The sequence below is a fragment of the Hydrogenophaga sp. genome (assembly GCF_030651625.1).
GTDB lineage: Bacteria > Pseudomonadota > Gammaproteobacteria > Burkholderiales > Burkholderiaceae_C > Hydrogenophaga.
This window is the reverse complement of record NZ_JAUSCF010000017.1, coordinates 130,944-144,416: the sequence shown is the minus strand read 5'-3', so window position 1 is coordinate 144,416 and position 13,473 is coordinate 130,944. Positions and strand designations below refer to the sequence as shown.

14 protein-coding genes are annotated in these 13,473 nt (G+C 64.6%); 11 read left to right on the top strand and 3 right to left on the bottom strand.

Annotated features, from left to right (window positions below):
* Positions 1-10 precede the first annotated feature (10 nt).
* The 7 genes from Q7V46_RS06455 to Q7V46_RS06425 are packed head-to-tail and all read left to right on the top strand — an operon-like array spanning position 11 to position 6,682.
* Positions 11-952, top strand: coding sequence for a MoxR family ATPase (locus Q7V46_RS06455; protein WP_304912696.1), 942 nt, complete (start codon positions 11-13; stop codon positions 950-952).
* Positions 953-974: 22 nt separating this feature from the next.
* Positions 975-2,162: a VWA domain-containing protein gene (locus tag Q7V46_RS06450; protein ID WP_304912695.1), complete on the top strand. Its 1,188-nt coding sequence runs from the start codon at positions 975-977 to the stop codon at positions 2,160-2,162.
* 26 nt (positions 2,163-2,188) lie between these two features.
* Positions 2,189-3,139, top strand: coding sequence for an XdhC family protein (locus Q7V46_RS06445; RefSeq protein ID WP_304912694.1), 951 nt, complete (start codon positions 2,189-2,191; stop codon positions 3,137-3,139).
* A gap of 5 nt (positions 3,140-3,144) precedes the next feature.
* On the top strand, positions 3,145-3,825 hold the full coding sequence (locus Q7V46_RS06440; RefSeq protein ID WP_304912693.1) for a nucleotidyltransferase family protein: 681 nt from the start codon (positions 3,145-3,147) through the stop codon (positions 3,823-3,825).
* Positions 3,826-3,847: 22 nt separating this feature from the next.
* Entirely contained in the window at positions 3,848-4,543 is a 696-nt protein-coding gene (locus Q7V46_RS06435) for a TIGR02466 family protein (protein WP_304912692.1), read from the top strand.
* Positions 4,536-5,684, top strand: a complete 1,149-nt coding sequence (locus Q7V46_RS06430; RefSeq protein WP_304912691.1) for a hypothetical protein — start codon at positions 4,536-4,538, stop codon at positions 5,682-5,684. Before Q7V46_RS06435 ends, Q7V46_RS06430 begins: the two co-directional genes overlap by 8 nt.
* Positions 5,681-6,682: an XdhC family protein gene (locus Q7V46_RS06425; protein WP_304912690.1), complete on the top strand. Its 1,002-nt coding sequence runs from the start codon at positions 5,681-5,683 to the stop codon at positions 6,680-6,682. Before Q7V46_RS06430 ends, Q7V46_RS06425 begins: the two co-directional genes overlap by 4 nt.
* 3 nt (positions 6,683-6,685) lie before the next feature.
* On the opposite strand, the gene Q7V46_RS06420 is transcribed toward Q7V46_RS06425, so the two are convergent.
* Positions 6,686-7,582, bottom strand: a complete 897-nt coding sequence (locus tag Q7V46_RS06420; RefSeq protein WP_304912689.1) for an MOSC domain-containing protein — start codon at positions 7,580-7,582, stop codon at positions 6,686-6,688.
* 81 nt (positions 7,583-7,663) lie between these two features.
* Here Q7V46_RS06420 and Q7V46_RS06415 point away from each other — a divergent pair, with 81 nt between their 5' ends.
* Genes Q7V46_RS06415 through Q7V46_RS06400 form a run of 4 tightly spaced genes read left to right on the top strand, consistent with a single transcriptional unit; the run spans position 7,664 to position 11,948 of the window.
* Positions 7,664-8,833, top strand: a complete 1,170-nt coding sequence (locus tag Q7V46_RS06415) for an FAD-dependent monooxygenase (protein WP_304912688.1) — start codon at positions 7,664-7,666, stop codon at positions 8,831-8,833.
* A gap of 49 nt (positions 8,834-8,882) precedes the next feature.
* Entirely contained in the window at positions 8,883-9,596 is a 714-nt protein-coding gene (locus Q7V46_RS06410) for a DsbC family protein (protein ID WP_304912687.1), read from the top strand.
* A 32-nt stretch (positions 9,597-9,628) separates the two neighbouring features.
* Entirely contained in the window at positions 9,629-10,087 is a 459-nt protein-coding gene (locus Q7V46_RS06405) for a DUF3429 domain-containing protein (protein ID WP_304912686.1), read from the top strand.
* Between the two features lie 10 nt (positions 10,088-10,097).
* Positions 10,098-11,948, top strand: coding sequence for a M61 family metallopeptidase (locus Q7V46_RS06400; RefSeq protein WP_304912685.1), 1,851 nt, complete (start codon positions 10,098-10,100; stop codon positions 11,946-11,948).
* 174 nt (positions 11,949-12,122) lie between these two features.
* Here the strand turns inward: Q7V46_RS06400 and Q7V46_RS06395 are convergent, their stop codons facing one another.
* A complete protein-coding gene (locus Q7V46_RS06395; protein ID WP_304912684.1) occupies positions 12,123-12,665 on the bottom strand; it encodes an outer membrane beta-barrel protein in 543 nt (180 codons plus the stop codon).
* 142 nt (positions 12,666-12,807) lie between these two features.
* Positions 12,808-13,335: a hypothetical protein gene (locus tag Q7V46_RS06390; protein ID WP_304912683.1), complete on the bottom strand. Its 528-nt coding sequence runs from the start codon at positions 13,333-13,335 to the stop codon at positions 12,808-12,810.
* Positions 13,336-13,473 lie beyond the last annotated feature (138 nt).

Genomic DNA, 13,473 nt, shown 5'->3' with positions numbered 1-13,473 from the left:
AACACACACCGTGACCACCACACTGCCAGCGCCCCCTCACGACGAACGTGCGCTGCGTGAGCAACTGCAGCGCGTGGGCTACCTGGCCGATACCGATCTGGCCACCACGGCGTGGCTGGCGGGTCGGCTGCAGCGGCCCTTGCTGATTGAAGGCGATGCGGGCGTCGGCAAGACCGGCCTGGCCACGGCGCTTGCGCTATCGCAAGGTGCCGAGCTGGTTCGGCTGCAGTGCTTTGAAGGCCTGGACTTGTCTCAGGCGGCCTACGAATGGAACTACGGGCGCCAGTTGATGGCGATTCGCCTGCACGAGGGCCGCAGCGAACAGGTGCAGTCCTCGGACATTTTTTCGCGCGAGTTCCTGCTGGAGCGGCCATTGCTCAAGGCCATCAGTCTGTCTGGGCCCAGTGTGCTGCTGATCGACGAAATAGACCGCGCCGACGAAGCCTTCGAAGCCTTCCTGCTGGAGGTGCTGGCCGACTACCAGATCACCGTCCCGGAACTCGGCACACTGCGTGCACAGCACATTCCCCAGGTTGTTCTCACCAGCAACGGCACGCGCGAATTGTCTGATGCACTGCGCCGCCGCTGCCTCTATCACTACCTTGACTACCCCACACTGGCGCGCGAAGTGGCCATCGTGAAATCCGCAGTGCCTGAGGCTGATGCCCATCTGGTCGAAGACTGCGTGCAGTTCGTGCAACGTTTGCGCAATGAGGATCTGGCCAAGACACCGGGCATCGCAGAAACTCTGGACTGGGTTCGCGCCCTGCACCAGTTGCAACAGCACACACTGCCCGAAGACATGACGGTGCTGCTCACCACGCTTGGCTGCCTGCTGAAAACACGCGAAGACCGCTTTCTGGTGTCTGCCGAGCGGGCTTTGCAGTTGGTGGAAGGCCGTCGAACCGTGGGCGTGGCCGAAAAGACCGCCGCGGTGGTGGCAGCGCCATGAGCGCAGCACGGAGGGTAGTCCAGTGAGCGCCCGGTCTGACCGGCATGCCGCTGTGGCGCCCAGCCAGAGCGTGGCCGGGTTCGCGGCCATGCTGCGGGACCATGGACTGAAGGTGGGGGTGACCGAACAACAGGCCATGCTGCAGGCCAGCCTGGCGCTGGGAGCCTTTCGTAGTGTGCCGCTTCGTGCGGCATGGCGCGCCATTGCCTGCCACTGCGCGCGCGACTGGCGCCAGTGGCCCGACCTGTTTGATCGCTACTGGTACCCGCAGCGAATCAAGGGCGATGTCCGGGTGAGTGGCCAGGTCCGGCCTTCCCGGGACCTGCGTCAGGTCGTGCAAGACCTTCACCAGCGCATGGAACCGGCATCTGCCAGTCCACCGAAGCCATCAGCGTCGTCATCCGCTGCCCATGCCCCGGGTGCCAGCGACGAGCACAACAACGAACCGGGCAATCCAAAAGCCATGGGCGGAGCGAGCCGAGCCGAGCCCCTGCATCAGCGCAACGGACAGATGTGGCTACCGCAGGAACTGGGCACACTGCTGCAACTGGCGCGACAAATCACGGCGCAATTGCGTCCTCGATCCACGCGGCGCTGGCACGCGGCCCGCCCTGGACACAGGCTCGACCTGCGTCAGACACTGCGGCGCAGTGTGGCCTGGGGTGGTGAACCGCTGCAGCCGGCCTGGATGGTGCAGCGCATGGAACCCCCTCGCCTGTTTCTGCTCATCGACGTGAGCCGCTCGATGGAATCACATGCCCCGCTCTTCCTGCGCATCGCGCGGGCGTTTGCAGTGGCTGCGCAGGCCCGGGTGTTCGTGTTCCACACGCGCCTGGCCGACGTCACGCCACTGATGCAGCGCGATTCGGCCGCCGTTCAGGAGAAGGTGAACGTCGTGACGGCAGGATTCGGCGCCGGCACGCGGATTGCGGCCTGCCTCAACGACTTTGCGCGCTTGCACGCCCGGGGGCAGATCAGACGGGGCTCCAGAGTCTGGGTCTTTTCCGACGGGTTCGACACCGATCCACCCGAAGCGCTTCCCGGTGCGTTGCTGGCGCTGCGATCCCGTGGTGCGCACGTCACCTGGTTTCACCCCACTCGCACGGTTCCAGCCGCAGCGGCCTTGCGGGCATCCCGGGCCAGCATCGAGCATTTCGTTCCTATGGCCAGCCTGGGCGACCTGGTCGCGGCCCGAAAGCAACTGCACTGAAGCCCCACACACTCCAGGAGATCACCATGAGCCAGAACGAATGGATCAACGCCGTCCAAAGGCTCCACGCACAGCAACAGGCCTTCGCGCTGGTGACGGTGCTGCGCGTGCAACCGCCCGCATCGGCCAAGGTGGGTGACAAGGCCCTCGTCACCGCAGAGGGTGCTATCCATGGCTGGATTGGCGGCGGCTGTGCGCAACCCGCCGTGATCAAGACGGTGCGCGCCGCCCTGGCCGACGGCCAGGCACGCCACATCCGCATTGCCCCGACCGACGAAACGGCCGAACGAACCCTGGGCGATGTGCTGGAATTTGGCATGGCCTGCCACTCGGGCGGCACGCTTGAAATGTTCGTGGATCCCGTGCTGCCCGCAGCGCAATTGACGGTGCTGGGCGACTCCCCGGTGGCGCGTGCCCTGGCCATGCTGGCGCCGCGTCTGGATTTCAGCGTCACGGTGATTGCCGAAGGCGCTTGTGCCCAGGATTTTCCGGAAGCCAGAACTGTGATGCCCAGCGACAACGTGGAACAGGTGCGCGAGCTGGTGCGGCCGGAGGGGCTGGCCATTGTGGCGACGCAAGGCCGCCGCGATCTTCAAGGACTGAAGACGGCACTGGCGCTGCGACCACGAAAGCTCTGGTTCGTGGCCAGCGCGCGCAAGGCCGGCGTGATCCGGCAAAGCCTGATCTCAGCCGGGGAAGATCGTGCCCAGGTGGATGCCATCGTGGCACCTGCCGGCGTGCCTGTAGGTGCCCAAACGGCGGAAGAGATTGCGCTCTCGATCCTGATGGCGGTGGTGGCCGAGCGCCGCACACGGTCCGAAGCAACGACATCCACCTCCAGCAAGTCGTGCTGTGGTGGCGCTGCAGCAAAAGCGGACCTTGCTACGGTCGATCAGGAGGCGCCTGCGCCACAGGTTCCCGTAGCGCCGATACCCGAGGTGTCGGCGAAAACCACCCCATCCTGCTGCGGCGGCTGAACAACATGGGTTGCATCCTCAAAGGTGGCGGCGGCCTGTACAGTCGCTTGGCGGTGGGTGCGGTGCTGCTCGCTGCGGGTGCTGGCTCTCGCATGGGCCACCGACCAAAGAGCCTGCTGGAACTGGGCGGCATTCCCCTGATCCGGCGCCAGCTCATCGCCCTCTCAGGTGCCGGCGTGGACGAACTGGTGGTGGTGCTGGGCCACCATGCCCAACGCATCGCGCCGGTCATCGAATCGTTTCCCGTGACGGTCGTCCACAACCCCGACCCGAATGCCGGCCAGAACACCTCTCTGCACATTGGCCTTCAGGCGCTTTCGCCGAAGCTGGACTGCGTGCTCGTGGCCCTCGCCGATCAGCCACTCATCAATTCGCAGGACATCAACGACCTGATCGGGGCCTACAAGAAGCGCCCTTCCATGGCACAGGTGGTGCAACCCGAGGTGGATGGTCTGCCCGGCAACCCGGTGCTGTTCAGCGCCGAGGTACGCGACCAGATCCTGTCGGGAGATGCGAACGCCGGTTGCCGCCAATGGCAGGCGGCGCACCCGGAGCAGGTGCTTCGTTGGCTAACCAGCAACCAGCGCTACCGCACCGACGTGGACACGCAGGACGACATCGAAGCGCTGGCTGCACGCACCGGGCACCGGCTGCGCTGGCCCGACGACCTGGCCGTCATGGGATGACCCGCTTCTGACGTCGCCAGCCATGCTCACGCCATCGCCCCTGGTTCCGCTGTGGTTCACCCCATTGGGCTTGCACCGCTACGCGCAGGCCGACTCGGTCAATGGCTTGCTGGCCAGGGTCTTGCGCTCGCTGCGCGCGACCGACCCGAACGCCGCACCCGACGCGGCCTTCTACGCCAGCCGTGACGACCTGCTTCAGCGCATCCGTCTGCCCGAGTGGGACGGACTGGTGAGGTTCATTGTGGACAGCCTGCGCCAGACCGTGGTACTGGCCAACCAGGGTGCCTGGCCCGAAGCCACGCCAGCGCTCCAGATCGCTCTGCGCGGCGTGTGGTTCCAGATGAGCAACCAGGGTAGCCACCACGACGTGCACACACACGGCAATTGTTCGTGGTCGGGCGTGTATTGCGTCGATGTGGACGAAGAGCATGCTCGCTCACGCCACCCGGCACTGGGTGCACACAACGGTGTCACGCGCTTCTATGGTCCCCACTTCAACCACCTCGGTGGTGCCCACATGGACTTCGGCAATGCCTATCTGCAGTCTGCGCATTTCGACATCGCACCGCGGCCCGGGCAACTGGTGGTTTTTCCCTCATGGCTGCCTCACCAGGCCCTTCCGTACGCAGGCGAAGCCGACCGCATCATCGTGTCGTTCAACGCCAGCGTACATGCAGGCAGCGGCAGCGACCAACTGCACGGGTATGCCCATGCCTGAGGAACTGCATCAACTGCAGAGCGGATTGCCATTGAACAGGTCGATGGCCGGCTCACTGACCCAGTCGCTGGCAATGTGGACAGTGTTGTTCATGGGGTGGGTGTGGCTGGGCGAGCAGGGGCAGCGGCTGGGCTGGCCCATGGCCGGCGGTTTGCTCGCGGTGGCCCTCTGGTGGGCGGTCCGGTTGCTGATCATCGGATCGCGGTGGGGCGCCATGCTGTCTGGTCGTGCCATCGCCTTGATGGGCGGAACCACAACCGCAGGCGCGCTTGTCATCGAACTCGGTGCGGCCGGCCAATACGCACACACGCTGCTGCTGACATTGGCCATGACATGGGCGGTCTGGTCAGGTGCGCTGGAGGCGGGCCGCAGGATCGGTCCAGTGTCCCATGCATCAAGCGTCTGGCACGTTGGCCCGGCGATCGTGGCAGCGGCGCTGGTCTGGCCAACGCTGGCCGCGCCCGTTGGGTGGCTGTCACGTGAATGGCGTGTCGCAGGACTGCTCATGGGTCTCGTTCTGCTCGGTGCCATTGCTCGCCCTGCCCGGTCACACTTCACGCTTGGTCACACGCCTGTTTCGTCCCTGTCCATGTCAGTGGGCAACGCGCTGCCCGCCATGGCCATGGGCTTGATGATGGGTTCGCTCTGGTTGGGCTCGATCTGGTGCACGGCTCAGGGATGGTCGCAGCCCACCGTGGTGGGCCTGCACCTGATGACGATGGCGTTGGTGCCCGCTATGGTGCAGCCAGCCCTGAGTCGTTGGCGCACGTCCGCACCTTCCCTGAATTCGCTGGTTTTGGTGTTGCTTGTTCTGGCTGCGGTACTCATGCAGACCAGCAACAAGCCAGTGCAAGGGCTGGTCGGCATGACAGGGATCGCATTGGCCTGGGCGATTCAAGTCGCCCGTCACCCCTCACCAGCCGGGGCGGCGAACGGACTCGTCCGCCATTCACTATCTATGGGTGGCCCTGTGTTGTTGATCGCCGTCGGCCAGGCAAGCATCACCCTGGGGCCTCAGGCACTGGCATGGGCTTATGGTTTGCTGGGTGCGCTTGCGCTGATCGCGCTTGCGTACCGGGTCCGGCAAATGGGTCTGCGGTCTGCGCCACAGGCAACGTCTTCATGGAGAAACGCCATATGAACAGTATCGACATCGACGTCATCCGCACCGCACTTGACTGGTTGGGCAAAGGCCATCGCGTCGTGCTCGGCACCGTGGTGCGCACCTGGGGCTCGGCGCCGCGCCCACCCGGTTCGCTCATGGTCATCCGCGACGACGGCCAGGTGGCGGGCTCGGTGTCAGGCGGCTGCATAGAAGACGATCTCATCGCACGCGTGGCCAGCGGGGGACTCGCGCTGCGTCTGCCCGAAGTGACCATCTATGGCCAGACCGCAGAGGAGGTGCGGCGCTTCGGACTGCCCTGCGGCGGCACGGTGCAGATCGTGCTGGAGCCGCTGTCAACGCAATCGCGCTTGCGCGAACTGCTGGCAGACATCGAGACCCACCGGCGGGTGCAGAGACGCCTGGACCTCGCTACCGGCCTGGTGCGTCACGGACCTGCTCATGAAGGGGACCGGGTGACATTTGACGGTGCCACGCTGACCACCGTGCACGGCCCCCGTCTTCGCCTGTTGGTGATTGGCGGCGGTCAGTTGTCGCGCTACCTGGCGTCGATGGCTGTGATGCTCGACTACCAGGTGACGGTATGCGAACCCCGCAGCGAGTACCACGAAGGGTGGGATGCCATGCCGGGCGTCACCCTGTCCACCACCATGCCCGATGATCTTGTGCTGGCCATGAACCTGGACCACAACAGTGCGGTGGTCGCCGTCACACACGACCCCAAACTCGACGATCTTGCGCTCATGGAGGCACTGCGAACACCGGCGTTCTACGTTGGTGCGCTGGGCTCTGTGCACAACAACGCCAGGCGTCGCGAACGCCTGCAGATGTTTGATGTGTCGGCCGATGAAGCCGACCGGTTGCGCGGGCCGGTGGGCCTGAACCTCGGCGCGCTCACACCCCCCGAGATCGCCATGAGCATCGTGGCGGAAATGACGGCATTGCGTCGGGGCGCTGATCTGAACCAACCCCTGGGGCGGTGGACAGTGTCCACCACCGCCTGCGCCATCGTGTAGGCCTCAGTCGAATTGCCAGTCGGCACCCACGGACTGCCCCACACGCAGGATCAGACCATCACCATCCAGCACGATGGCGTTCATACCGAAGGTGATGGCGCCGTCCACGCGCTGGTCCTGCCGGTAGGCCTGCAGAGTGTCGCCAACCGTCGGGCTGGACTCGGCGGTGGCCGGGTCGATGTTGGGAATGGGGCAGCGTGCACAGGGTTTGACCGTCTCGATGCGCGCCACCCCTTCTGCGGTGACGATCTGCAACGGACCGAGCCGGTCTTCGTCGTGGCCCTGCAGACCGCCCAGCACGATATTGGGTCGAAAACGCGCCATTTCCACCGGTGGGTGGCCGGCCTGCACCAATCGCTCATTCAGCCCCATCAGTGAAGCCGTGCTGGTCACCAGCAACGCAAACCCATCGGAAAACTGGGTCGTGGCTTCGCGCCCACCGGTCCATTTCAGGCTGCTCAGGCGTCGCACCTCGGGATCAAAACGCACCAGCCGCAGCCGCTTGAGATTGGCGGGGGCGTCTGGCCCCAGAAAATCACTGAACCATTGCCCGGCCAGATCACCCATGTCGTAGGCCTGCAATTCATCGTCCCATACCCGCACCTTGACAGGCCATTCGGCAGCCTCCAGGGACAGGTGCAGCGCCAACATGCCCGGTGCGCGCAGCACCAGTTGCCCCATCTTGAATGTCGGCGTGATCAAGGCCATGCGCGGCAGCTCGCGCTGCGTCACGAACTCCCCCTGGTCGTCCACCACCATCCAGGCGCGGTCCCAGGCCAGGCCGGCGTCGGTCAGTTCGGCTTCGGGCATGGCCAGGGCGCCACAGGACTTCACCGGGTAGATCCAGAGCTGATCGATGGTGGCCTGGACTTCGGACGAGATGGCGCTGGCTGAGGTCATGTGAATGAGGGTGGTTGGGCCAAATAGCGGGGCAAATTGCCCGGTGGTGGCCGGATTGTGCCCTGCTCCTAAAATCCCCCTATGTCATTGTCCTCCGCCCGTCCCGTCTCCCAGCGCCGTTTCGATGTGACCATCCGCGGTGGCGGCGTGGTGGGACAGACGCTGGCACTGTTGCTGGCGCGCGACCGACTGAAGGTGGCACTGGTGGAACCGGCCCTGCCGGCGGACCAGCCCCCGCGAACCGATGTGAGGGCCTACGCGCTCAACGCCGCTTCTCGCGAATTGCTGCGATCGGTGCGCGCCTGGCCGCAACCTGGGGCCACTGAGGACGGATCGTCCACCACCGTCACCCCGGTGAGCGCCATGCACGTGTGGGGCGACCAGGGCGGATCGGTGCGTTTTGAAGCCAACGAACAGGGGCTGGACGCGCTGACCTGGATCGTGGATGTGCCTGCACTCGAGCGCAGGCTGGCCGATGCGGTCGGCTTCCAGGCCAGTATCGAGCGCTTCCAGGAAGCGCCACCCGCTGCGCTGACCGTGATCTGCGAAGGCAAACGCAGCCAGACGCGCGAAGAGATCGGGCTTGACTTCACGGTACGCCCCTACCCGCACAAAGCGGTGGCGGCCCGCCTGCGCTGCGAACGACCCCACGGCGGCGTGGCCCGCCAGTGGTTTCAGGACGGCGAGATCATGGCCCTGTTGCCGCTGGAAGGCGCCCAGGGGAACTCCGTTGCGCTGGTGTGGTCTGTCCCTTCGCAGCAAGCGGACGCCTGGCTGGCCGAAGCCGGACAAAACCTGGCCCAGGGAGTTCAGGCGCGCTGCGCTGATGCGCTGGGAAAAATGACGCTGGAGAGCCCGCCTCAGGCTTGGCCGCTGGAACTCTCGAAGGCGCAGCACTGGATAGCCCGCACGCCTCGAGGTGGTGTGGCGCTGGCAGGCGATGCGGCTCACGCCATGCATCCGCTGGCCGGTCAGGGACTCAATGTGGGCCTGGCCGATGCGGCGGAGCTGGCCCGGGTGCTGCACGGGCGGGAGTACTGGCGCGAACTGGGGGACCTGAAACTGCTGCGGCGCTACGAACGTGCCCGGGCCGCCGATGTGGGCGCCATGAGCTGGGTGACCGACGGCCTGTTCACCCTGTTTGCGCACAACGACAGCCGCGTCAAGGCCTTGCGCAATTGGGGTATGAAGGGATTCGAGCGCAGCGGCGCGCTCAAACACTGGATGGCCCGACAGGCCGCCGGACTGTAGAAACACATTTCCTCTGACTCTTACCTGGAACCCCGAATCGGGCACTGACATGACTTCCTTCAAGACCCTACTGGTGACACTGCTTGCAGCGTTTTCCCTCAGTTCAATGGCGCAGGAAGCCACCATTCGCAAAAACCTCACTGAGCGCCTGCCCAACCTGCCCAAGATCGACGAGATCAGCAAGACGCCCATGAACGGGCTGTTCGAGGTCCGGGTCAACGAAAGTGAAATTTTCTACACTGACGCACAGGGCAACTTCCTCATCCAGGGCGCGCTCATCGACACGCAGGCGCGGGTCGACCTGACCGCCCAGCGCCTGGATCGCCTCACATCCATCGCCTTCAAGGACCTGCCGCTCAAGGACGCTTTCACCATCGTGCGCGGCAATGGCAAGCGCCAGATGGCGGTGTTCGAAGATCCCAATTGTGGTTTCTGCAAACGTTTTGAACGCGATCTGCTCACCATCGACGACGTGACCGTGCACGTTTTCCTCTACCCCATCCTGGGTCCAGACTCGGCTGACAAGTCGCGCAACATCTGGTGCGCCAAGGACAAGGGCAAGGTCTTTCTGGACTGGATGGTGCGCAACGTGACCCCCGCCGCCGCCACCTGCGACACCACGGCCCTTGAGCGCAACGTCGAATTCGGTCGCAAGTACCGCATCACCGGCACGCCGGCCAGCTTCTTTGTGGACGGCAGCCGCGTGCCCGGCGCGGTGGGTGCCGACCGCATTGAACAGGCGCTCTCAACCGCCAAACCCTGACCTTATCCCTCGCTGCCACGCCCCTCGCGTTCATGGCACCCCAGGGTGAATCGGCTCCCTTCCCGGACACGCGCTGGGTGCGAGCACTTGGGCTGGCCGGACTGATCCCTTTCGTTTTCCTCGCCAGCCTGCTGTGGTTGGTGGATGCGACCCTCCAGTCCTGGGCAGCACTCGCACTGGCGACGTATGCGGCGCTCATCGCTTCGTTTCTGGGTGGCGTTCACTGGGGCATCGGTTGGATCGCCACCGACCTGCGGCACGCCAGACTCGGGCATTTTTTGTGGGGCGTCACACCTTCGTTGCTGGCATGGCCCGGCTTGCTGATACCACCCTACGCTGGGCTGGTCTCGCTGGGCCTGCTGCTGGTGCTGTGTTACATCGTTGATCGTCACTTCTACCGCCGCGCCGGCCTCACCCGCTGGCTTGGATTGCGCCTGCAACTCACGATCGTTGCATCGTTGAGTTGCTTCCTGGGCGCCAGCGCACTCTGATCCCCTTGTCATGTCCCTCAAAAAAAGCGCTTCCCCCACCTCCGCTCGAAAACCCAAGCGTCCACCAGCGGCACCAGCGGCACCAGCGCTGGGTTACCGCGTTGCTGTGCTCAATGCCCATGCACACCTGTTCGCCATCACGCTGACGATTGATCGACCTGCGCCACGACAACGGGTGGGTCTGCCGGTGTGGATCCCCGGCAGCTACCTGGTGCGCGAGTTTTCGCAGCACCTGCAGCACCTGCAGGCCATCCAGGGCGGCGAACCCGTGGCGGTACGTCAGGTCGACAAGCACCAGTGGGAAATCACTGGGATACCTGGCCAACCATTGGAACTGCGCTACGAGGTCTACGCCTTCGACGCGTCGGTGCGCACCGCGTACCTTGACGCCTCCCGTGGTTTCTTCAACGCCACCAGCCTGTGCCTGCGCGTGGCCGGGCAGGAAGATCAACCGCATGCGCTGGTGATTGAATCCGGTGAATTCACACCGGGCTGGCAAGTCGCCACGGGCCTCACGGCGGTGGATGTGGATGCCGCCGGCTTCGGGCGCTACCAGGCCGAACACTACGACGAGCTGGCCGACTGCCCCTTTGAGATGGGGCACTTCTGGAGCGGCGAGTTTGTCGCACATGGTGTTCCCCACCGTTTTGTGGTCAGCGGCGCCGGCACCTGGGTGGACTTTGACCGGCTGCTGGCCGACACCCGGCGCATCTGCGAAACCCAGATCAATTTCTGGCATGGTGACAAGGCACCGCCCTTCAAGAACTACCTGTTCATGCTGTACGCGAGCGCCGACGGCTACGGCGGACTGGAGCACCGCAATTCCACAGCGCTGATCTGTGAGCGCAGCGATCTGCCCCGGCTGGCGGAATCGTCCTCCACAGCGCCCGCGCCCGCATTGAAAGCCACCGACGGCTACACCACCCTGCTGGGGCTGATCAGCCACGAGTACTTTCACACCTGGAACGTCAAACGCTTGCGCCCGGCGGAGTTCAAGCGCTACGACTACACCGGCGAAAATTACACCGAACTGTTGTGGTTCTTCGAAGGTTTCACCAGCTACTACGACGACCTGATGCTGCGCCGCGCGGGACTGATCGACGACGCTCCCTACCTGCATCTGATCGCCAAGACCATCAACCAGGTGCAGCAGACGCCCGGGCGCCACGTGCAAAGCGTGGCACAGGCCAGTTTCGACGCCTGGGTGAAGTACTACCGTATGGGCGAAAACACGCCCAACGCCACGGTGAGCTACTACACCAAGGGCTCGCTGGTTGCCCTGTGCCTGGATCTCACCCTGCGCAGCGAGGGGCACAGCCACCTCGATGCCGTGATGCGTGAACTCTGGCAGCGCAGCGAGGGCGGCCCGATTCGGGAAGCCGACGTGGCCCGCGCACTCAAGCGCCTGGGCAAACGAAGTTTCGAGAGGGAGTTGCGCGACTGGGTACACGGCACCACCGACCTGCCGGTGGTGGCCTTGCTGGAGGCCCACGGCGCCAAGGCCAAAGAAGAAACAGCTCCACTGGCTCAGAAGCTGGGGTTGCGTGTCACAGAAAAAGATGGCGTCGCCCTGAAGACGGTGCTGCGTGGTGGTGCCGCTGAAGCCGCCGGGATGGCAGCAGGCGATGAATGGCTGGGCGTGGAATTCGCACCAGACAGACGCGGCGAGTCAGCCGAGTCCTGGCGCGTCCACAAGCTGGACGAGGTGGCCTGGCTCAGAGGTCAGCGGGAACAGCTCACGGCGCTGATCGCACGCGACAAGCGACTGCTGCGCTGCAATCTGACCTGGCCCGCCGACACGCATACCGTGCGGCTGCAGGTGGGCGATGCAACCAAGCTGAGGCCCTGGATGGTGGGGTAAGCACTCCCGCAGCGCTTCGCGCCACCCCCTCGAGGTGCCAGGAATGAAACACCCCCGCGCCGCTTCACATCACCCCCAAGGGGGCGATACCATTCGTCTGGCAAAGCTGGCCCGAAGGTGTTTCTGGACTGAGACATTCCGCTCCGGAAAGGCTCTTGAACAGCCCGTCGAGCCTCAGAACTTCAGGCCCAGACTGAGCGTGTAGCCATCGATCTTCAAGCCGCTCTTGTCGAGGTAGCTCATGTAATCGAGGCTGAGGGTGAGGCTGTCGGTGGGCAGCAGGCGCAGTCCAGCCCCGTAAGAAAAGCCAGTGTCACTGCCAGTGCCCAGCCCTTCGAAACGCACCCGGGTTTCAGCGACACCGGCCCGACCAAACAGCTCCACCGGCCCCAGGTTCAGGCGCGACGCGAGATAGACCCCCAGGAATTCGTCCACCTTGACCCGGGAGTTCATCGCCACGTTGCCGCGCAAGCGGTCGTCGCGGACACCGGTACCGATCATTCCCTCCACACCCAGTCCTGCAAAGGGTGAAATGCCGATCATGGCACGGGCCATGGCAGGCTCCGACTTGACCGACACGCCCAGCACCGGCACCGACAGGCTTGCAGTCAATGCCGTGTAGCCCAGTTCGCCGTAGACAGATTGCGCCTGCGCGGCGGGTGCCGCGATCATGCCTGCGAGGCCGGTGGCAAGTGCGAGATGGCGAAGCTTGTTCATGGGAGAGTCCTTCCTGAAATGAATGAACACCACATTCTAGGAAGGTAGCGGGCCCAACAGGTCGGCAAGGGCCATGAACTTGAGGCCACAGGCGTGTCGGCGTCCGTTGCGCCGGTCTGGAACCACCTGTTCTGCAGGCCTCTCAAGCAGTCGGCAAGTGGACTGCGATCTCCTGATCGAATTGCTGCACCGTGGCCGAGTTCTTGAAATTGCGCAGGCCATCGCGGATGCGCGGCAATGCCAACTGCAGCTCCGAGGCGCTTTTGCATGACTCCACACGTATGGCCAGGGTCTCACCCATGGGGCCCAATTGGTCGTTGATGAAACGCACCACGCGCCGGCGAGCGTCGAGGAACGGCCAGGTCTCTTCGACCACGGGCGGCAAAGTGCCCACCGCTGCAGGAGCCAAGGCAGTGTCCGCACCCGTTGGCGCGGATGCCGCACCAGCCCCGGGGGCTCCCTGCCCATGCAGCCACCCCTGTGCAACCAGTTGCTCCAGCAGGGGCCCGGCGGCGCCTTCGGCTCCCAGCATCTTGTCAAGTTCGGCCACCGTCCGCTTGCCGTCGGTCATGATCAGCAGCGAACGCAAACGGGGCGTGAGACCTGGCGGACGGCTCGTCAGGGCCTCCCGCCCGTTGTCCGTCTTCAAGAAGACCGCGCTTTTGTCCATTTGGAAGCTTCCTTTGTGAGGGAATGTAGCGACTGGACAAGACAACGGCTAGGGGGTTTGACCTCAGGCGTGACAACTAGGAGACGGAACAATTTCACGCCAACGACCGGAAGTTTCTGGCACCCCCAGCGCCCGAGA